This is a genomic window from Micromonospora sp. RV43, from assembly GCF_001029515.1.
Taxonomy (GTDB): Bacteria; Actinomycetota; Actinomycetes; order Mycobacteriales; family Micromonosporaceae; genus Micromonospora; species Micromonospora aurantiaca.
Genome location: NZ_LEKG01000006.1, coordinates 50,309 through 70,062 on the forward strand (window position 1 = coordinate 50,309; position 19,754 = coordinate 70,062).

The 19,754-nt window shown below is 74.4% G+C and carries 19 protein-coding genes; 1 reads left to right on the forward strand and 18 read right to left on the reverse strand.

Annotated features, from left to right (window positions below; translation table 11 throughout):
• Positions 1-12 precede the first annotated feature (12 nt).
• Genes ABD52_RS03000 through ABD52_RS03055 form a run of 12 tightly spaced genes read right to left on the reverse strand, consistent with a single transcriptional unit; the run spans position 13 to position 12,573 of the window.
• Complete coding sequence (locus tag ABD52_RS03000) at positions 13-1,167, reverse strand: pyridoxal-dependent decarboxylase, exosortase A system-associated (RefSeq protein WP_047890700.1); 1,155 nt, start codon at positions 1,165-1,167, stop codon at positions 13-15.
• Positions 1,167-2,408, reverse strand: coding sequence for an acetyl-CoA carboxylase biotin carboxylase subunit family protein (locus ABD52_RS03005; protein WP_030268258.1), 1,242 nt, complete (start codon positions 2,406-2,408; stop codon positions 1,167-1,169). The genes ABD52_RS03000 and ABD52_RS03005 overlap by 1 nt, the downstream gene beginning before the upstream one ends.
• Positions 2,409-2,425: 17 nt before the next feature.
• The gene (locus ABD52_RS03010; protein ID WP_013476321.1) at positions 2,426-3,352 is read right to left on the reverse strand and encodes a 3-oxoacyl-[acyl-carrier-protein] synthase III C-terminal domain-containing protein; all 927 of its coding nucleotides are present in this window, start codon (positions 3,350-3,352) and stop codon (positions 2,426-2,428) included.
• Entirely contained in the window at positions 3,339-4,316 is a 978-nt protein-coding gene (locus ABD52_RS03015) for a transglutaminase domain-containing protein (protein ID WP_047890701.1), read from the reverse strand. Before ABD52_RS03015 ends, ABD52_RS03010 begins: the two co-directional genes overlap by 14 nt.
• Positions 4,313-5,818 carry an AMP-binding protein gene (locus tag ABD52_RS03020; protein ID WP_047890702.1) on the reverse strand — a complete coding sequence of 502 codons (1,506 nt, stop codon included), beginning with the start codon at positions 5,816-5,818 and terminating at the stop codon, positions 4,313-4,315. Before ABD52_RS03020 ends, ABD52_RS03015 begins: the two co-directional genes overlap by 4 nt.
• Positions 5,815-6,756 carry a ketoacyl-ACP synthase III family protein gene (locus ABD52_RS03025; RefSeq protein ID WP_047890703.1) on the reverse strand — a complete coding sequence of 314 codons (942 nt, stop codon included), beginning with the start codon at positions 6,754-6,756 and terminating at the stop codon, positions 5,815-5,817. Before ABD52_RS03025 ends, ABD52_RS03020 begins: the two co-directional genes overlap by 4 nt.
• Positions 6,750-8,288 carry a class I adenylate-forming enzyme family protein gene (locus ABD52_RS03030; protein WP_047890704.1) on the reverse strand — a complete coding sequence of 513 codons (1,539 nt, stop codon included), beginning with the start codon at positions 8,286-8,288 and terminating at the stop codon, positions 6,750-6,752. The genes ABD52_RS03025 and ABD52_RS03030 overlap by 7 nt, the downstream gene beginning before the upstream one ends.
• A 10-nt stretch (positions 8,289-8,298) precedes the next feature.
• Positions 8,299-9,660, reverse strand: a complete 1,362-nt coding sequence (locus ABD52_RS03035; protein WP_047890705.1) for an MATE family efflux transporter — start codon at positions 9,658-9,660, stop codon at positions 8,299-8,301.
• Positions 9,657-10,748, reverse strand: a complete 1,092-nt coding sequence (locus tag ABD52_RS03040; protein ID WP_047890706.1) for an acyl-CoA dehydrogenase family protein — start codon at positions 10,746-10,748, stop codon at positions 9,657-9,659. Before ABD52_RS03040 ends, ABD52_RS03035 begins: the two co-directional genes overlap by 4 nt.
• Positions 10,736-11,422, reverse strand: coding sequence for a hypothetical protein (locus ABD52_RS03045; protein WP_047890707.1), 687 nt, complete (start codon positions 11,420-11,422; stop codon positions 10,736-10,738). Before ABD52_RS03045 ends, ABD52_RS03040 begins: the two co-directional genes overlap by 13 nt.
• On the reverse strand, positions 11,419-12,294 hold the full coding sequence (locus ABD52_RS03050; protein ID WP_047890708.1) for a hypothetical protein: 876 nt from the start codon (positions 12,292-12,294) through the stop codon (positions 11,419-11,421). Before ABD52_RS03050 ends, ABD52_RS03045 begins: the two co-directional genes overlap by 4 nt.
• Before the next feature lie 3 nt (positions 12,295-12,297).
• On the reverse strand, positions 12,298-12,573 hold the full coding sequence (locus ABD52_RS03055; protein ID WP_013476329.1) for an acyl carrier protein: 276 nt from the start codon (positions 12,571-12,573) through the stop codon (positions 12,298-12,300).
• A gap of 998 nt (positions 12,574-13,571) precedes the next feature.
• Here ABD52_RS03055 and ABD52_RS03060 point away from each other — a divergent pair.
• Complete coding sequence (locus tag ABD52_RS03060) at positions 13,572-15,569, forward strand: S8 family serine peptidase (protein ID WP_047890709.1); 1,998 nt, start codon at positions 13,572-13,574, stop codon at positions 15,567-15,569.
• Here ABD52_RS03060 and ABD52_RS03065 read toward each other — a convergent pair whose 3' ends face one another.
• The 6 genes from ABD52_RS03065 to ABD52_RS03090 form a co-directional block, all read right to left on the reverse strand.
• Complete coding sequence (locus ABD52_RS03065) at positions 15,570-16,469, reverse strand: GlcNAc-transferase family protein (RefSeq protein ID WP_047890710.1); 900 nt, start codon at positions 16,467-16,469, stop codon at positions 15,570-15,572.
• On the reverse strand, positions 16,466-17,428 hold the full coding sequence (locus ABD52_RS03070) for a hypothetical protein (protein ID WP_047890711.1): 963 nt from the start codon (positions 17,426-17,428) through the stop codon (positions 16,466-16,468). The genes ABD52_RS03065 and ABD52_RS03070 overlap by 4 nt, the downstream gene beginning before the upstream one ends.
• Before the next feature lie 127 nt (positions 17,429-17,555).
• On the reverse strand, positions 17,556-18,476 hold the full coding sequence (locus tag ABD52_RS03075) for a hypothetical protein (RefSeq protein WP_047890712.1): 921 nt from the start codon (positions 18,474-18,476) through the stop codon (positions 17,556-17,558).
• On the reverse strand, positions 18,473-18,973 hold the full coding sequence (locus ABD52_RS03080; protein ID WP_047890713.1) for a type VII secretion system-associated protein: 501 nt from the start codon (positions 18,971-18,973) through the stop codon (positions 18,473-18,475). The genes ABD52_RS03075 and ABD52_RS03080 overlap by 4 nt, the downstream gene beginning before the upstream one ends.
• Positions 18,970-19,335, reverse strand: coding sequence for a type VII secretion system-associated protein (locus tag ABD52_RS03085; protein WP_047890714.1), 366 nt, complete (start codon positions 19,333-19,335; stop codon positions 18,970-18,972). Before ABD52_RS03085 ends, ABD52_RS03080 begins: the two co-directional genes overlap by 4 nt.
• 62 nt (positions 19,336-19,397) lie before the next feature.
• Entirely contained in the window at positions 19,398-19,721 is a 324-nt protein-coding gene (locus ABD52_RS03090) for a YrhB family protein (protein WP_013286993.1), read from the reverse strand.
• Between the last annotated feature and the right edge of the window lie 33 nt (positions 19,722-19,754).

Here is a 19,754-nt window from a genome sequence, read left to right on the forward strand (position 1 = left end):
CGCCGTGCCCACTCAGAGCAGCACCTCGACCGGCGCCGGATGGCCGAGGAAGTGCACCGGGCTGGCGGTCGGCCCGTACGCCCCGGACTGGTGCACCACCACCAGGTCGCCGACCTCGCACCGGGGCAGCTCCACCCGCCGGCCGAGCGTGTCCAGCGGCGTGCAGAGCGGTCCGACCACTGTGACCGTCTCCCGCTCGTCGGCCGGCTTCGCGGTCACAGCGGACACCGGGTAGTTGCGGCGTACCACCTGGCCGAAGTTGCCGGAGGCGGCGAGGTGGTGGTGCATGCCGCCGTCGACCACCAGGAACGTCTCGCCGCGCGAGTGCTTGCGCTCCACCACCCGGCTGACGAAGACGCCCGCCTCGCCGACCAGGTACCGCCCCAGCTCCAGCACGACAGCGGTGTCCGGGTGGCGGCGGCGCCACTGCTCCACCTCCACGGCCAGGTGCCGGCCGTACGCGGCCAGGTCCAGCGCCTCGTCGCGGGGGAAGTACGGGATGCCGAGCCCGCCGCCGATGTTGACGTGCGCGAGGTCCAGCCGGTGCTCGCGTACCAGCCGGTCGGCCAGCTCGAACGTCTGGCTGACCCCCGTGGTCAGCGCGTCCAGGCGCAGGTTCTGCGACCCGGCGAAGATGTGCAGCCCGCACAGTCCGCGCCGGCCCGGCCCGCGCAGCACCTCGCCGACCGCCTCGGCGTCGATGCCGAACTGGGTCGCACCGCCGCCCATCGTCATCCCGGAACCGGAGAGCTGGAAGTCCGGGTTGACCCGCAGCGCGAACCGGGCGGACCGCCCGACCGCCGTCTCGATCCGGCGCAGCCGGGCCAGCTCGTCGCCGGACTCGACGTTGACCACCACGCCGGCGGCGATCGCGGCGGCCAGCTCCGGGTCGCGCTTGCCCGGCCCGGCGAAACTGATCTGCTCCCGGTCGACGGCGGTGCCGAGCGCGGTCAGCAGCTCACCGTGGCTGGCCACGTCGAGACCGTCGACGAGCGGCGCGAGGCGCTGCACCAGGGCCGGCATCGGGTTGGCCTTGATCGCGTAGTGCAGCAGCACACCGTCGGGCAGGGCCGCCCGCAGCTCGGCGACCCGGTGGCGGACGGCGGCGAAGTCGTACAGGTAGAAGGGGGTGCGGCCGGCGATGTCGGCGGCGAGGTTCAGGTCCATCAGGGCTCCACGCGGTAGAGGGTGAGGTCACGCAGCAGGTCCATGTCGTGGCCGAAGGCGGCCCGGTCGGCGCCGTAGACCATGAACACGGCGGAGGGCGGCTCGACGATGTGCGCGCTGGCGCGCGCGACGGTCTCGCCGACCGACACGTGCACCTGCACGGTGTGCTCGCTGCGCAGCGCGGGCAGGTCGACGGCGCTGACCCGGCCGGCGTGACGAGGGGTGATCACCCAGGCCCCCAGCTCGCCGGTCGGCCGGGCCCGCACGTCGTACGGCTCGCCGGCCCGCAGCAGGTAGTGCGCGAGGTCGATGTCGACGCCGTGGGTGCGCAGGTAGACGGCGCGCATCTCGCCGCCCGGCGGCCGGGCCGCGACCTCCAGGAAGACCAGCTCGCCGTCGGGCGTGCCGAACACCTCCATGTGTACGCCGCCGTCCGGTGGCCGCAGCGCGGCGAGCGCCCGGTGGCCGAACCCGGACACCCGCACGGCCGTCGGGTCGTCGGCGGGCAGCGTCCACACGCCGAGCGACCGTCCGGCGGCGAACTCCATGCAGGGGTTGAGGTTGGCGCACACGTTGCTCCACACCACCCGGCCGTCCTGCACCAGCGCGTCGAAGTTGTAGAGCGTGCCGGAGACGAACTCGTCCACCTCGTAGCTGTTGCGGTCCTTCGGCGAGGACGCCCAGCTCGCCCAGGCGCGCAACGCCGCCGGCCCGTCCAGCCGCCGCACGTCCATGCTGGCGTACCTGTCGACCGGCTTGACCACCATCGGGAAGCCGATCTCCGCGGCGATCCGCTCGCAGTAGCCGCGCGGGTCGGCGGCGTGCCGGTCCCGGTCGAAGCGCAGGTGCCGCGGCAGCCGCAGGCCGCTGCCGGCGAGCGCGGCCTTGCTGGCCATCTTGTCCACGAACGGCAGCAGGCGCGCGGCCGGCCAGCCGGCCGTGCCGAGGCGCTCGGCGAGTCGCGCGCAGATCAGCTCGCAGGACTCGTCGTTGGTGAGGAACCGGAGCTGCTCCGGCCGGGGGCGGGGCAGCTCCCGGTCCAGCAACGCCACCAGGTCGGTCGTCTCCATGTCGTCGGGCACGACGATCCGGGCGTACGCGGCGCGCTGCTCGTCGGTGAGCCGGCGCGCGTAGTGCGGGCTGGAGACCAGCCAGAGTTCCGCGTCCGCGAGCCGGCCCAGGTCGGCCAGGCCGGATCGGATCACGTTGTCGTTGATGAGGATGACGTACAGCTTCTTCACGCGACTCTCCTCGCGGGTCAGTGTTCGAGCAGGACGGCGCCGAACGTGCCGCCGACCCCGACGGACGCCATCAGGGCCAGGTCACCCGGGCGCAGCCGGGGCCGGACGGTGTCCAGGTTCAGGAAGATGTCGGCGCCGAAGCAGTGGCCGTACCGGGGCACGTTGTCGAGCACGATCCGATCGGCCGGTACGCCGATCACACCGGCCGCCGCCCGCCACACGTTGACGTTGACGTTGTGCGGCAACAGGACTGTCAGCTCGTCGGGACGGCGTCCGGCCCGCCGCAGCGTCCGGTCGACCACGTCGCCGAGATGCTCCTGGAAGCGGCGTTCGTACTCCTGGCGGCTCGGCGCGCCGGGCTCGGTGTAGATGCCGCCGGCGTACTGGCCGTGCGTGGCGACCGCGTGGGCGAGCACCCGGTCGCGGGGCCCGTTCCGGCGCAGCAGCACCGCGCACGCCACGTCCCCGGCGATGCCGGTGTCCAGCACCCGCAGATCCGGGCTGTCGGCGGTCTCGCCGATCAGCAGGACGCCGACGGCGTCGCCGGGCCGCCCCGCGAGCAGCCGGTCCATCAGGTCCAGCGCGCTGATGCTGGAGACGCACTTGTTGGACTGGGTGCCGAAGCACAGCGCGTCGCCGCCGAGCTGCCGGGCGACCAGCCGGGGCAGGCCGGCGCCGACCGGTCCGATGTACGGGCCGGTGTGCGCGTGCACCACCACCGCCACCCGGTCCGGTGTCACGCGCGCCTCGTCGAGCAGCCGCCGGACGGCGTCCAGCAGCATCGGGAACTCCTGCCCGGCGGCGGCCACCGGGATCCGGTCGTAGCCGTAGAGCCGGCCGTACACCCGGGCGCGGGCCGAGGTGAGGCCGAGCAGCGCGTGGTCGTCGGTGACCGACAGCCGCCGTTCCGGTTCCACGCGTACCACCGCGTCAATCGCGATCATCGGGTGTCCTCCGGGCGGGCGGCGCGGCGACGACGCGGCGGCCGTTGACCGGGCTGCACGACAGCACCCGGGCCGGCACCCGGACCAGGCGGGTGGCCCGGTAGCGGCGCAGCAGCTCGCGCCACTGCTCCGGATCGCGGTCGTCGAGCGCGGCGAGCCGGCCGAGCTTGCGGTACTGGAGGACCCCGCGTGGGCGGGACTGCGGGCGGGCCCGGCGGATGTAGCCCCAGGCGTCCCACATCAGCGGTTCCCAGCCGGCGAGGGCGGCCAGGTCGTACAGGAACAGGTTGCGGGCCTGCCAGCGGCCGGCGTCGGCGTTCAGCATCAGGCCGCTGAGGCGCAGCGCCGCACGCTCGCCCTCCTGGGCCCGGCGCCAGGCGCGGGCGCCGGTGAGGAACACCGACTCCGGTACGTCGTCCCGGTAGTGGTCGGGCAGTTGGAAGGTGTCCCGGGCGGTCCGGTACATCCGGCCGTCGGCGTACCGCCACCGGCCCTCGCCGGCCGACCAGTACTCGACCACCACGTGGTCGTGCATCGGCCGGTAGGGCACGTACAGGTGGTGGGCGGTGCCGTACCGCAGCCGGGCCGGCACCCCCTGCTCCCGCAGCACGGCGCAGAGCAGCAGGCTCGCGTCCCGGCAGACGCCCAGCCAGCGGCGGTGCAGCGGCCGGGCCCGGGTCAGCGGCGCCGGGTCGAGGGCGAGCACCCGGTCGAGCATCCGCCGGGTGGTGCGCAGGTCGACCTCGGCGAGCCGGTCCGGTCCGGGCTTCCAGCCGGCCGCGGGCGGGTCCAGCTCGTAGTGGGCGAAGAGGCCGCCGATGACCTCCACGAGGGCCGGCACGTCGGCCGGCAGCCGGCGCAGCGCCTCGGCGTGCGGTCCGGGTTCGGTCATCGGGGTGTGCCGGCGGTAGGTGGCGAGCATCCGGTCCAGCCCGGCGGCCGGTGTCCGCACGGCGGCGGTCACGATTCCTCCTCGAGCCGGCGCCGCAGCTGCGGGTAGTCCACCTTGAGGCTGCGGTTCTGCGGCAGCGGGCCGATGTGGATGCGGCTCGGCCACAGGTGTTCGGGCAGTTCCCGGCTGATCCGGCGGCGCATCTCGGGCACCGGCGTCGCGGTGTCCGCGACGAACGCGACGAGCCCCTGGACGAGGCCGCCCGGCGCCACCGGCCAGCCGACCACCGCCACGGCCTCGGTGCCGAGCACCTGCCGCAGCAGGGTCTCCACCTCGAGCCGTTCCACCCGGTGCCCGCGGACCTGCATCTGGTCGTCGCGGCGGCCCTTGAACACCAGCCCCCAGCGCGGGTCGTGGGCGACCAGGTCGCCGGTGCGGTACCAGCGTCCTGGCGCGTCCGGCAGCTCGACGAACCGGGCCGCGGTCTGCTCCGGGTCGCCGTGGTAGCCCGGGACGAGCTGGCTGCCACGCAGCAGCAACTCGCCGGTCTGCCCGGCGGCCACCCCGGCCAGGTCGGCGCCGACGACGCGGACCTCCTGCCGGGGGTACGGCCATCCGATCGGCACGACGTCCGGCAGGTCCTGGTCCGGCCGCCAGCCGAAGGAGGTCACCGCGATCGTGCACTCGGTTGGCCCGTACACGTTGAACAGCTCCCCGTCCGGGTTGGCGGCGTGCCACGCCTGCGCGAGCCGCCGGGGCAGCGGTTCCCCGCAGAACAGCGTCCGGCGCAGGCTGGGCAGCGCGCCGGGCCGGAGCAGGCCGAGGTCGAGCAGGCTGACGCCGGTGGTGGGCACGGACAGCCAGAAGGTCAGCGCGTGCTCCCGTACCAGCGTGGGGAGCTTGTAGACGGCCTGGTCGGGCAGCGCGTACACGGCCGCGCCGACGGTCCACGGCAGCGCGATGTCGTGCACCGACAGGTCGAACGTGAAGTTGTTGACCTGGGCGAACCGGTCCTCGCAGGTCGGGCCGAACAGCTCGATCGCGCCGTCCAGGTACGCGGTGAGGTTGTCCAGTGTGACCAGGACGGCCTTGGGCACCCCGGTGCTGCCGGAGGTGAACATCAGGTACGCGCCGCCCTGCGGCCGCCGGGGCTCGCCCTCCCACCGCGGCCCGGGGCCGTGGTCGAGCACCGGCGCCGGCGGCGCCATCATCGTCCGCAGCCGGTCGTCCTGGTCCGGGTCACCGCTGTCCAGGACCGCGACCACCTGTCCGTCGAGCCGTTTGAGCACCTTCTCGCAGTAGGCGGGCGGCGACGTGGGGCACATCGGCACGAACGCCTTGCCGGCCAGCAGGCTCGCCAGAATCGCCACGTACCGGGTCAGGTTCCGGCCGCAGTACACCAGGCAGAACGGCTCGTCCCGCTCGTCGAGCCGGCCGGCCAGGGTGTCGGCGCGGGCGAACAGCTCCCGGTACGTGTACGCGCGGTCGTCGACCCAGAGCGCCGTACGCTCCGGGTGCCGCCGGGCGGCGGCCAGCAGCCGGTCGCGCAGCTCGGCGCGGTATCCGATGGTCATGTGTGACTCCCGTATTCGAGCACCACGGCGGCGAAGACCGCGCCGAGCCCGACCGTGGCGAGCATCAGCCGGTCACCGGGCCGCAGCAGGCCCGCGCGGTCGGCGGCGGCGAGGTTGAGGAAGATGTCGGCGCCGAAGCAGTGCGCCGTGTGCGGCACCTGGTCCAGGTAGACCGACTCGAACGGAATGCCGGCGCGCGCCGCGACCTGCTTCCAGGAGAACGTGTTGACGTTGTGCGGCAGCACCATGTGGATGTCCGGCCAGGTCAGCCCGGCGTCGTCGAGCGCGCGGCGCATCACGTCGGCGAGCCGCGCCGGGTACTCGGCCTCGAACTCGGCGTTGGCCGTCTCGTCCTGCCACTGGCAGGCGGCGTGCCGGCCGTACGTGTCGATCCGGGCGGCCAGGACGCGGTGACCGGCGTCGCGGCGGCTGAACAGGCAGGCGACCCCGGCGTCGCCGGTGACCGAGCTGTTCGGGATCACCTGCATGATCGGGGTGAACGCGACGTCGGCTGTCACCACGATCGCCACGTCGGTGGCCGAACCCCGGGCCAGCAGCCGGTCGACCACCCGCATGGCGGACACCGTCGACGCGCAGTTGTTGGTGGTCATGCCGAACGACTGCGCCCGGTCCAGCCCGAGCCGGCGGCAGATCCGGGCCAGGCCGGCGCGGCCCACCACGTCCTGGTGGGTGCCGGTGTGGGCGTGCACCAGCCAGCGGATCCGGCCGGAGTCCACACCCGACTCCTTGAGCAGGTTCGCCACCGTCTCCTCGACCAGGGCGGCGGTGTCGCCGGACCACACCGGTACCCGGTCGAGGCCGTAGATCCGGTGGAACACGGCCAGCTCGGCGCGCGGCATGTCGTACCGGCCGGCGAGGGCGAAGAGGCTGGGCCGGTCGTCCGGCACGACGGCCTGCACGGCGGTCAGGTTCAGCACGGCGCACCGGCCGGTGCCAGGGCCGCAGTGGGCACCGGGTACCGGCGCAGCAGCTCGGGCTTGTCCACCTTGCCGTTGCTGTTGCGCGGCAGCGTGGCGAGCACCTCGTAGCGGGTGGGCCGCTGCCAGGTCTCCAGGCCGGACCGGCAGGCCGCACGCAGCGCGGACGCGTCGACGGCGGCCGGGTCGGCGGCGACGAAGGCGGCGATGTCGTGGTCGCCGTCGTCGAGGGCGGTGCAGACCACGCTCGCCTCGGCGACGCCCGGCGCGGACCGCAGGACCTCCTCGACGTCGCGGGGGATCAGTTTGCGTCCCCGGACCTTGATCACCTCGTCGATCCGGCCCTTGAAGAAGAAGTGACCGTCCTCGTCGAGGTAGCCGTAGTCGCCGGTGTAGAGGCAGCGGCCGCCGCGTACCGGGTGCTCGCGGATCTTGCGGGCGGTCTCGTCCGGCAGTCCCCAGTAGCCCCGCATCACCGTGCCGCCGCGCACCACGAGCTGCCCCACCTGGTACGGCGGGCAGGGCCGGTCCTGCTCGTCGACCACCAGGATCTGGGTGTTCGGGATGGCCTGCCCGACGCTGCCCGGCTTGGCGTCGAGCAGCTCCGGCGGAAGGTAGGTGCAGCGCTTGCACTCGGTGACGCCGTACATCGAGTAGATGTCCGCGCCGGGGAACAGCCGGCGGATCGCGGCGATGTGCCGGGGCAGCAGCGCGGCGCCGGTGTTGGTCAGGCAGCGGACGCTGCTCACGTCCGGCATGCCGAAGCGGCTGAACTGCTCGACCAGCTCGAACAGCACCGGCACGCCGGGCACGACTGTGCAGCGGTAGCGGGCGATGTCCTTGATGACCTGCAACGGCAGGCTCATGTCCCGCTCCAGGACCAGCGTCGCGCCCTGCGAGAACGCCATGATCATCTGGTAGAGCCCGTAGTCGAAGGCGAGCGGCAGGGCGCAGAGGAACACGTCCTCCGGGCCGTTGCGCAGGTACTCGTTGAGCGAGTCCAGCGCGGTCAGCATGTTCGCGTGGCTGAGCATCACGCCCTTGGCGTCGCCGGTGGAGCCGGACGTGTAGACCAGCGCGGCCAGATCCTCGCTGATCACGTCGACGGGTGCCGGCGTACCGGCGAAGAGGGTGTCCTCGGCGCCGACCGGCAGCACCGCGCGGACCGACGCCGGCAGGCCCAGGCCGGTCAGGGAGCGCGCCATCGGCTCCAGCGCGAGCAGGACGGTGGCGGCGCAGTCGGCCAGCACGTGGCGTACCCGCTCGGGCCGCTGCTCGTGGCCGACCACCACGGCCACCCCGCCGGCGGCCAGCGCCGCCCAGAAGGCGGTCACCGTCTCGACCCGGTTCCCGGCGCAGATCACCACCCGGTCGCCGGGGCGCACGCCGTCGGCCTGGAGGCGGCCGGCCAGGCCGGCCACGCGTGCCGCCAGGTCGCGGTAGGTCAGCCGGTGCGGTCCCGCGATCAGGGCGAGCTTGTCGGGATGACTGTCCACTGTGGCGGTGAGGACGTCGTACAGGGTTCGGTGCATCGTGTTTCCTTCAGCTCGTGGGGATGGCGCTGACCCGCCCACCGAGGCGGCGGGCGCGGAGCAGCTCGTGGACGACGAAGCCGACGGCCGGCAGGTGGGCCACGGCCAGCGCGAGGTAGACGTGGGACACCGGATGCCCGGCGCGGGCCAGCCCGGCGGCCAGGGCGAGCTGGACGACTGTGAGCGTGGCGTTCACGACCAGCGCCCGGACCCCGTTCCCGGTCTCCTCCAGGAAGATCGACAGGGTGAGCAGCGGACCGGCGACCAGATAGGCCGGCGCCAGGTAGCCGAGGTAGTCGGCGGCGGCCCGGGCCACCGCCGGATCGCCGGTGAGCAGTCCGGTCCCGGGCCCGCGGAGCAGCCAGACCAGGGCGGCCACGACCGCGAACACCGCCGCCGACAGCCCGACCGCGGCGACGACCGACGGTCCGACCCGCCCGCCCCGGCGCTGCGCGGCGAGCCGGTTGACGGTGATGCCGGCGCCCACACCGAGTGCGATGGCCGGCAGCAGCACGAGGTTCTGCACCCGGTACGCCACGCCGTACCCGGCCACTGTCAGCGGGGAGTAGCCGGCGAGGATCCGGGTCAGCACCAGCCCGCTGCCGAACAGCAGCAGGTAGCCCAGGCTCACCGGCACGCTGATCCGGCAGACCTCCCGCCAGGACCGGCGGACCGGTGCGCGCAGCCCGATCCGGGCCCAGGGCCGCACCCCGCAGCGGGCCAGGCGGCGGGACGCCCAGACCGCTGTGGCGGTCGCGGTGGTGGCGGTGGCCGCCGGCAGGGCGAACACGCCGAGCCAGCCGACGAGCGCGGCGGTGAGCACCACCCCGGAGCCGAGGCTCACCAGCGTGCCGACGGTCACCGCGCGTACCTGCCGCAGCCCGTAGAGGCTCGACATCAGCGCCACGCTCACCGCCAGCACCGCGCCGGTGAGCGTGTTGAGCTGGACGAACGCGTACACCAGGGTGCGCGAACCGGCGGGCACCGCGTACAGGTCGAGGAAGAGCGGGTGCGCCACCAGGAACAGCAGCGCCACGCCGAGGTTGACCGCCACGCCGAGCACGAGCACGGTCCGCTGCCGCCGCGCGTACGTGTCGAGGTCGCCGCTGCCCGACGCCTGGGCGGCGAACGCCACCGACGCGACACGCAGGCTCTCGTTCACCGAGTTCTGCAACAGGATCATCGGCAGCACCAGCGCCAGCGGGTACAGGTAGGCCGGGTCGTGCCGGCCGATCACGGCGGTGTTCAGCAGCGGCGCCACCAGGCTCGCCAGCGACGCGAGCAGCACCGGCAGCGCGATCGCCAGCACCGGCCCGAGCACCGGCGGCGCGGCGCTGTCCCCGGCCGGGCGCGACTGGTCGACGGCTGTCATACCGGCACCTCCCGGCGCAGATAGCCGGCGTGCACGTTGGCGAGCTGGATGGGCGTGGTGCCCTCCATGAACTCGTACGCGACCACGTCGGTCAGGGACCGGGCGAGCCACGGGTGGTCGACGAGCGCCGCCACCGGCAGCTCCCGGGCGAGGACCGCGGCCACCTCCTCGGCCGCCGCAGTGGCCCGCTGCTTCGCCAGCGACACCAGCGCGCCGCGCAGCGGCTCCTCGTCGACCTCGCGGGCGGCGGCGGCGTTCAGCTCGCGCGACCGCTCCAGCATCTGGTCGAACCGGTCCAGCTCCGGGCGGGCGGCGCCGACGTGGTCCCGGACGTAGTCGACGAGGGCCTGGGCGTGGCCGAGCGCCATCGCCGCCACCCCGGGCCGGAAGCGGTGGAACGTCTTGAGCATGCCCATCATGCCGCGCTCGGTGGCCTTCAGGTGGCTGCCGAGCACCGCCTCCGGCGGCACCCGCAGTCCGTCGACGCGCAGCTCGGACAGTTGCGCGCCGGGCAGGGCGAACATCGGGAGCACGCGTCGTCGTACCGCGGCGGACTCGATCAGCTCCGGCGTCATCAGCACCGCCACCAGGTCCAGCGGACCGTCGCCGGTGCGCGCGAGGACGGTGCCGACGGGCGCCACCGCCCCGTTGCCGAATAGCAGCTTCTCGCCGGTCAGCCGGCCGTCGCGCAGCGTGGTGTCCAGGTGGGCGGCGTCGGAGCCGCGTCCCGGCTCGGTGACCGCGAAGAACGTGCGGCACCGGGTGGTGGACACCAGCTCCCGGAACCAGGCCCGCTGCCGCGGTGTGCCCAGCGCGTCCAGCAGCACACAGGACAGCGACGGACCCGGGGTGGTGAGCAGGAAACTCGCGCTGCCGTAGCTGAGCGCCTCGAACATCGCGGCCCGCCGGCGGGTGTCCGCCGCGAACTCGGCCTCGATCTTCTGCGCGACCGCCGGGTGGTCGAGGTGCCGCAGCACCAGGTCGGGATCGTCCGGCACGGCCGGCGAGTTCTCGCGGTACCAGGTGGCCGCGGCCAGCCACTCCGGCCCGTAGCGGGCGGCGAAGCGGTCGGGATTCAGTCGGAACACGGGGCACCGTCCAGGTAGATCCGGTTGGCGTAGAGCAGGGCGGTGCGCATCTGCGCCATCTGCCCGGCGAGGACGGACCGGCCGCCGGCCATCCGGATCAGGTCGCGGGCCAGCCCGTCGACCTCCCGGACCCACCAGGCCCGGCCCGCCGGTTCGGCGAGCGCGGCGGCCGCGTCGGTCTGGCGCAGGGCGGCGGCCCGGGCCACCAGCCCGGCCATCTGGTGGGCGACCACCGGGTGGGCACTGAGCCGCTGACCGGCCGAACGCCGGCCGGCGAGGAACCGCCGGCACCAGCGGACCGCCTCGCCGAGCGCGTCCCGCTCGGCGTCGGCGAGGGCCTGCCGGAACAGCCGCAGGGCCGGTGCGTCGGCCGGTCCGCCGGCCGCCCGGTACCGCAGCACCACCAGGCCCGCGCGGGTCAGCAGCTCATGGGGTACGACGGTGAGCCGTTCCGCCCCGAGGACGGCGCCCGTGGTGAGGTCGAACGCCTCCACCGGCGCCGCGTCGCGGTCGGCGAGCACCAGCCCGGCGTACCCGGCGGCCTGGCCGGATCCGGCCGGCAGCGCGCCGGTCTCGCGGGCCCGGGCAACGGCGGCGCCGACTGTGAACCGGACGGCGACCGGGTCGGCGGCCGGCCCGGCGGGCCGGGTGGGCAGTCGCAGCACGTTCGTCACGGCGTCACCGCCCGGGTCAGCACCACGGCGGCGGACAGGCTTTCCACGTCCTCCTCGACGTAGGCGACGTAACCGCCGGCCGGGGCGGTGGACTCGGCGCCGAGCCAGCGGAACAGCCCGGTGCAGGTGCGCTCCGGCGGCAGGAACTCGACCCGGCACGGCCAGGAGTCCGGCCCGTACGCGTAGGCCCACCGCCGGTAGAGGAACGTGGCCCGGTTGACCCGCACGGTCAGCTCCGCCGGGTCCACGTCGTACTCCGCGCACCAGCGCGCGACCAGGCGGGACAGGTCCCCGTCGTCGCCCAGCACCGCCGGCTCGCCGAGCGCCGTGACGGTCAGGATCTCCGTTCCGGCCGGCCGGCGGCCGATCCGCACCGCCCCGGCGGTGGACCGGCTCGGGCCGGGGAAGTGGGCGCCCATCGGGGCCGGGACTGTGGTCTGCTCGACGCTGAGCAGCAGGCCGTCGCGGTCCGCCGGACCGGCCCGCAGGAAGTCGCAGAGCACCAGCAACGCGAGCGCCGGGGAGATGCTGCCCTGGTCGACCAGGTCGAACGAGGTGCAGTCGAGGCGGTGCCGGTGGTGCAGGTACGGGCCGAAGGCGGACACGTCCGGGTCGAACTCCGGCGTCCAGTAGCTGGTGACGAGCACACCGAGGTCGCGGAAGAGACCGGGTCCGGTGCGGTCGGCCAACGCGTCGGCCAGGTCGACGAAGGTGTACTGGTCGCCCCGGGTGAGTGTGGCCTCGTCGAGGACCACGCCGGCCATCCGGTGCAGGTCCGCCTGGTACTCGACGAAGCGCGGCCGGGGTGGGTGCCGGTCGTCGCGGGTGGGCAGCACCGCGTGGTGCGCCGCCTGTACGTAGAGGCCGGTCATCGGTCAGGCGATCTTCGCGGTGCTCAGCTGCGTCCGGACGTACTCGTAGATGCTGCCGATGGTCTGGAAGTGCTCGGCCTCCAGCGTCGTCGCGTCCACGAAGAACCCGTCGACCGCGTCCTCCAGCGCCATGAGGAACGTCAACGACGTCATCGAGTCGATCCCGAGGTCCTCGCGGAGCTGGGTGTCGAGATCCATGTCGAGGACGGCGTCGTCGTGCGTCACGTCGGCGAGCACGCGCTTGACGGTGTCGATGAGCTCGGATTCCTGGATGGGCACGGAAATGCTCCTTCGTTCGGGTCGGAGGCGGCCGGAACCGGCCCGCGAGCGGGCTGGGAATCGCCCGGGTGGGCGCACGGTTGTCCGCCGGCGATGGTGATCGGTGCGGAAAGGATTTCGGGGATCGCGATAAGCCGCCGGAAAGTGTCCTCCGGTTGCGGTCGGCGGAAGGAACTTTGCCGAACCGCGATCGGGGGTGTCAATGCTTTTCCGACTCGGCGGGTGACGGCAGTACGACTGAGCGTGTCAGTCGGAAATGCGGCACCGTGGCGATTCGTGCGGACGCGGCCGGCTCGCCTTTCCGGTGTTCCCGGCCGACCCGGTCCGGATCGGCGATGTCGGACCTGGCCGTCCGTACCCGGATCCGCGGTATCTGTCCACCTTGCCGGGTCGGACCTGGCCGGAGGCGCCGCTCACCCGGGCCGGGCGGGTGGTCGCGGGATGTCTCCGCCCGGCCGGCGCGTGCTCGTGGCGATTACTCCATGAGGGCGTGTGGCGCTACCCGGTAGCCGACAGTCGTTTCCCGCAGTGATGCCGTGTGACGCAACTCGCCAACCGTCCTTCCGGCGGCTGTCCGGCGGCTGTCACTCCGCTTGCGGATGAGTTCTCGGCGAATCGCCGGCATCGAAAGGATGATTCGGAGTGGTCTCTTCGGTCCGGCTGTCGGAAACCGAATTGACCGCCTTCCGATCACGCGTCATCACGCGTTTACGAGAATGTGTCGCGGTGGGAATTCCACAACGGCGCGGCACCCGAGGCGGCCGCCTCTCGCCTGCGTCCGCCGAAGCGGGTCGCGGTGATGCCGCGTCCGGACCCTCCGGCGGCCCTTCGTGCATCGGAGATCCGCGATGCTAGCCTGCCCGTCTGGTAAGGACAGTCTTCTCGACCGGGTTCAAGAGTGGATCGATGACGGATGGTTCGGACGCCCGGCGTTCGCGGCACCACGCAACGTCCGGGACCACACCCGTGACCGGTGTCGGCAGCCGAGGTGGTCGCGGATGACCCGGACCGCACCGGCAGCCGCCCGGGCCGCGCTCGCCGCCGTCGTCGCGTCGGCGGTGCTCGCGCTGACGCCGCTCGCGCCGGCCGCCCGCGCCGAGGGCGACCACGTCAAGTACTACACGGTCGAGGCGGCCCACCAGGGCGAGCCGGAGAACCTCACCGAGATCGCGGAGCGGTTCCTGGGCGACGGCGCGCGGGCGGCCGAGCTGTTCGCGCTCAACGCCGGGCGGATCCAGCCGGACGGCACCACCCTCACCGACGGTTCCCGGCTCCGGGCCGGCTGGGTGCTGGTGCTGCCGTGGGACGCGTACGGCAGCGAGGTCCGCCGGGGCGTCCCGCCGGCCGCGAAGCCGGCGCCCGGCGCGTCCACGCCGGCCGGACGGCAGCCCGCCGCCGACGGCGACGCGGCCGTCCGCCCGCCGAAGGGGTGCCGCACCGCCGCGACGTCGCGCGCCCGGTCACAGTGGGCCGGTCCGCGCCTCGCCGCCGACCAGGCGTGGCCGCACAGCCGGGGCCGGGACCAGCTCGTGGCCGTCGTCGACTCCGGCGTCGCCGGCGGCCTGCCCCCGCTCGCCGGCCGGGTGACGACGGGTGTCGACCGGGCGACCGGCGGCGCTCGCGGTGACACCGACTGTCTCGGCACCGGTACGGCGATGGCCGCGCTGATCGTGGCGCAGCCGGTGAAGAGGTCGGCGGTGGCCGGCATCGCGCCGGACGCGGCGGTCATGCCGGTCCGGGTAGCCGGCCGGACACCCGGCGCCTCGACCGCGGCGAGCGTGGCGGGCATCCGGGCGGCGGTCGGCTCCGGCGCCTCCGTCGTCGCGCTCGGGCCGCAGGTGGACCTCGGCCAGGCCGAGGTGGTGTCCGCCGTCAACGAGGCGGTCGACGACGGCGTGGTGGTCGTGGTGGGCGCCGCCGCTGAGTCGGCGCCACCGGACCCGGACGTGCCACTGAACGACGCGGTGCTGCGCGTCGGCGGGATCGGGCCGGACGGGGGTACGGCCGACAGCTACCGGTCCGGCGGCGTGGACGTGGTCGCACCCGGCGTCGACGTGACCAGCCTCGGCATCACCGGCGCGCGACCGGTGAACGGCGCCGGCACCCACCTCGCCGTCGCGTACGTGGCGGGGCAGGCGGCGCTGATCCGGTCGGCGTACCCGGATCTCGACCCGGCGCAGGTCCGCAACCGGGTGCTGAAGACCGCGAAGACCACCGGCGGCGTCGCGCCGGAGATCGACCTGACCGCCTCCGTCACCGCCGTGCTGCCCGAGGAGGCGCCCCGGGCACAGGCGGCCGCGCAGGCGTCCGGCTCCACCGGGATCGGCCGCCGGGCGGCGTTGCTGGCGCTCGCCGGGCCGGCGGCGCTCGCCGCCCTCCTGCTGGGCCTGCGCGCCCGCAGGTCGGCGCGGACGGGTGCCGGGCGGCCGGAGGCGGCACCCGCCGGGGCCGGGACGGCAGCCCCGTCCGTCCCCACCGTCACGGCGGACGCCGCCGCGACGCGGACCGATCCGGCCGTCGCCGCCCCGCCCCCGACCGATCCGGCCAGCACCGGGCCGGACGTGACGGCGGCGGTCGCGGAGCTGAGCCGCGACCCCGCGCTGCGGCACCTGGCCGCCGACGAGGCGGGCATGGCGTACCTGGCGGAGACCCGGCCGGAGGCGCGCGAGAAGGCGCTCATCGGCCTGGTGCCGGGCATGGACGACGAGACGGTGGCAGCGCTGCCGGCGATGGTGACGGCGCTGCCCGGCACCGACGACCAGGAGCAGTCGCTCACCGGCGTCCTGGTCGACGTCCGGCGTCACCTGCGCGGCGACCCGCTCGCGCTGGACCGGGCGCTGGTGCGCGCCGGGAAGGTCCGGTGGCAGTCCCAGCACGAACTGGCCGAACACGTCACGTCGTACGCGCAGCAGCATCCGGAACTGGACCGGCTCGCCACCGCCATCGCCGAGACCCGCTGGTCGAGCGGCGCCGGGGAGCCGGCGCGGGGCAGCTGATCAGAGCAGCACGAGTTCCTGGGCCAGCATGTCGGTCCAGGTGCGCCGGGTGAAGTTGCAGCCGGTGTGCGCCACGAACTGCTCCAGGGTGCGTACCGGCCCGATGCCGAGCCGGTCGACCGGCGGGGTGTGCAGCATGTAGAGCACCCGGCGACGGCTCAGTTCCTCGTAGCGGGACCAGTCCTGCTCGACGTGGTCGCTCCAGTGCCGCGGCCGGTCCTGCCGGATGTAGTAGTGCCAGGTCAGCACCTCGGTGGGGTGGAACAGGTCGTAGCCCCACGTGTAGGCGCGCAGGGCCAGGGTGATCTCCTCGCCGTGGAAGTAGATGCCCGGGTCGTAGGGCACCTCGGCGACGAACGAGCCGGGCGCGAAGAGGAACCCGGCGGCCAGGAACAGCGCCGGCTTGGGCGGTACGCCGGGCGCGGCCCCCTCGATCAGGCGCTGACCGAAGACCGGTACGCCGAACGTCGTCCAGTCGCTGACGACGATCTCGGCGGGCGCGCCCGCGCCGGTGAACTCCTGATCGGGCTCGTAGCTCGCCGGGTACGCGGTGAGGACCGGCTTCGCCGCACCCGTCTCCCGCGCCATCCGGATCATCCGCACGTCCCAGCCCGGCGCGAACCGGGTGTGGCTGTCCACCTGCAACAGCCAGTCCTCGCCGCGGTACCGCTGGAACGTCTTGTCCCGGGCCCAGCAGGCGCCGCGGCTGTCCCGGGCGTCGTACTCCTGCACGTCCACCTGCGGCAGGTCCCGGATGGCGGAGATGTCCTCGTCGCCGAGGTGCTGCCAGCACACCGCGATGCGGACGTCCTCCGGGTGCGCCGCCTTGGCCAGGCAGTCCAGCACCGTCGGCACCAGTTCCCGGTCCCGGTACGACGCGACCGCCACGAAGATCGTCACGCGTCCGCCTCCGCCTCCGCCTCCGCGTCCGCGTCCGCCTCCGCCGGGACGAGGGCGTACGACTGGAACAGCAGCGCCAGCGCGCGGTGCTCGTCGGCGGGATCGGTGACCGGGAGCCGGTCACCACGTGACCGGATGTGGGCCAGGAGGTCCGGCTCCGGTGCCAGCCCGTACGCCTGGAGGTAGTAGGCGACGGACTCGGGCCAGAGCCAGCGTCCGTCGGTGCGGTAGGTCATCGGCACGACCCGGCCGCGTCCGGGCTCCACCACGTCGGGCCCGCGCGCGGTGGTGGCGAGCACCGGCGTGCCCGCGTCGAGGTACGCCGCCGCCAGCGCGAGGTCCGTGCCGGACAGCCGTTCGCGGCCCGGCGCGAAGCGTGCGCCGTCGTCGTCCACCTCGTCGAAGACGCGGGCGATCCGCAGCGGTTCGGTGTCCCGGCCGGCCCAGAGCAGCGCGCCGGACCGGCGGGCCGCGGCCGCGTACGGCGGGAGCTTGTCGCCGGGGCGGTACACCTCGACCAGCGGGGCCGAGATCCCGGCCCCGGCGAGTGCCCGCATCACTGTCGCCGCCGTCACCGCCTGCGGCCCGTTCGTCTCCAGCACGTAGACCGGCGCGGGCGGGATCACCGAGGCCGCCCACTCCGGGGCGATCCGCCATCCGCGCCACAGCGCCACCGCGCCGGGCTGCTGCCGGGCCGCGGCGACCGCGACCCGGTCGGTGTCGTCCATCAGGCCGTCGCGGCCGGTGAGGTCGGCCAGTGGCGGCACCCGGCCACCGAAGACACGCGGATTCGGTACGGCCGACGCGAACGTGAACGGCAGGTCGACCACTCCGGGCGGCTCCGGGAGAGACACCGTGCCGGTGTCGGCGAGCCGCAGCCGCGCCTCGGCGAGCATCGCGTCCGGCACCCGGCCACCGAGGTGCAGCAGCGCGATGTGCAGCTCGTCCTGGTCCGTCATTCCCGGCCTCCTCGCGTCCTCGTCGGCGGGCGTCGGCGCATTCGACCACGGCGGCCGACGGGAGCGCCGCGCAGCGCCGGGGCTCGTGCCCGAAGGACACCGCGACCCGAGGCGTTCGTGCACCCGGTCAGAGCGCCCTCGCGCGTACCAGGGCGGCGAACGCCCGGTGGACGGCGACCGCGTCGGCGGGCGCGGGCGGGTCGGCCCGGCACCGCCGCAGGTGCCGCAGCAGACCCTCGTCGGTCAGCGCGCCCTCGTCGAGCAGCCGGTCGGCCACGTCGGCCGGCCAGACCCAGGTGCCGTCGGTGCGCAGGTGCGCGGTCAGGGCGGGCGCCGACCGCAGGTGGGTGACGAACGCCGCGATCTCGTCGTCGTCGACCGGGAGCCGGGCGTCCCCGTCGGCGGCCAGGTGCACCTCGCCGGGCGGCTGAGGAGCCCAGATCAGCGCGGACCGGGACCGGGCCGCCCACTGGTACGCGGGCAGCGGCAGGTCGGGCCGGTACACCTCGACCGGCGCGGCGTGCCCGGCGTCGGCGAGGGCCTGCTGTCCCCGGTCGGCGATCGCGGGCAGTTCGTCGTCGGTCGCCGTCGCCTCGACCAGGTAGACCCGCACGGCGTCGACGGTGCCGTCCGGCCCCCGGGTGATCCGCCAGCAGCGCCACACCCCGGCGGTGCGCGCCGGGTCCAGCACGTCGAGCAGGGCCCGGTCGAGGTCGTCCACGGTGCCACCGGCTGTCTCGTCCACCACCGGCGGCGCGGCCGTCGCGTACAGCGGCAGGTCGGCCGGCGGGAACGGGACGAACAGGGCCGTCGGTTCGGCGTCCACGTTCTCGTCCGCAGCCGGTTCGGGCAGCAGCGGCGTCTCCGGGGGCAGCAGCGCGGTGAGCACCGCGATCTCCGCCGCTGACTGCGGGAACGCGCCGAGCAGCCGTGCGGCGCAGGCGCCGTGGTCGCCGTGGGCGAGCAGGCCACGCAGGCCGGCGAGGTCGCCGTCCGGGATCCGGCCCGCGGCACGCAGGCAGAGCAGGTGCAGCAGACCGGTGCTCATCGCGTCGCCGCCGTCTCGTGCAGGAAGGCGGCGGCCAGCCGGGCGGGCGCCGGGCCGCCCGGGTTGACGAGCACGTCACCGTCACCGGCCACCCCGGCCAGTTCCGCCAGGTCCAGCAGCCGCCACCCGGGCGCCGGCACCGGCTCCCGGTGGGGTTCGCCGGTGGCGACCACCACGCACCGCTCGTCGCCGGGGGCGCTGACGACGAGCGGCCGCCCGTCGCCGTTCACGGCCAGGTGCAGGGGGGACGCGCGCAGCACCGACCGCAGGTGAGCCGGCTGCGCCGCACCGGCCGCGACCAGGCGCAGCAGCGCGTCGACCGGGTCGGTGGGGGAGTCCGGGAAGTGCGGGCGGTAGTCCGGGTTACGCCGGAACTCGCCCACCTCGCCGTCCGCGCCGACCTGCCACACCCCGACGACCGCCTCGAACGGCGGTTCGTCGTCCTCGCCTGCCGGCCACTGCGGGTCGAGCAGGAACAGGAACTCGTCGTCGCTCATCCGTCCGTGTCCTCGTCGGCGAACCGGAGGGCGTGCCAGACGATCGCGGCGGCCAGCCGTACCGGCTCGGGGCCGTTCGGGTCGACCAGGACGTCGATGCCGTCCGGAAGCAGCTCGGCCAGCTCGGCCGCCTCGACCCGGCGCCACCCGGGCGCGAAGGTGCGGGCGCGCTCGTCGGCCGAGGTGGCCACGACCACGCACGGCAGGTCGTCGAAGGAGCGGACGACGAGGGGACGGCCGTCGCCGTTCATCGCGAGGTCGAGCGGGGAGGCGCGCAGCGCGGACTGGACCTGCTCGATCGCGGCGTCGCCGCGCATCATCCGGTGCAGCAGCACGTCGAGCGGCTCGGCGCTGTGGGTCATGGTTCCTCCAGGTGGCGGCGGCCCGCCGCGACGGTACGGTCACGGCGGGCCGTCCGTCCGGCTCAGGCGAACGGGTCCGGTGCGGCCGGGACCGGCACCGGAGGCAGTCCCTCCCGCGCGGCGTACTCGTTGAGCCAGCGCTCCAGCGGCGGACCGGACGGCGCCACCCACGGCTCGGCGCCGTTCTTCGGCACGACCAGCGGGCCCACCGCGAGCGTGTCCATGATGTCGCCGGTCTCGGTGGCCCGGACCGTGTTGAACGGGTACACCCAGCACCACTCGTACTCGGCCGGTGCGTCCGGGGCGAGCAGCGTCAGCGGCTGCTCCGGGTTCTCCAGCCGGCGCAGCGCGGTCTGCGCCCGGGTGCGGGCGTCGTCGGCGTTCATCGGGTAGTCCTTCTCTGTCGTGGTTCGTCTGAC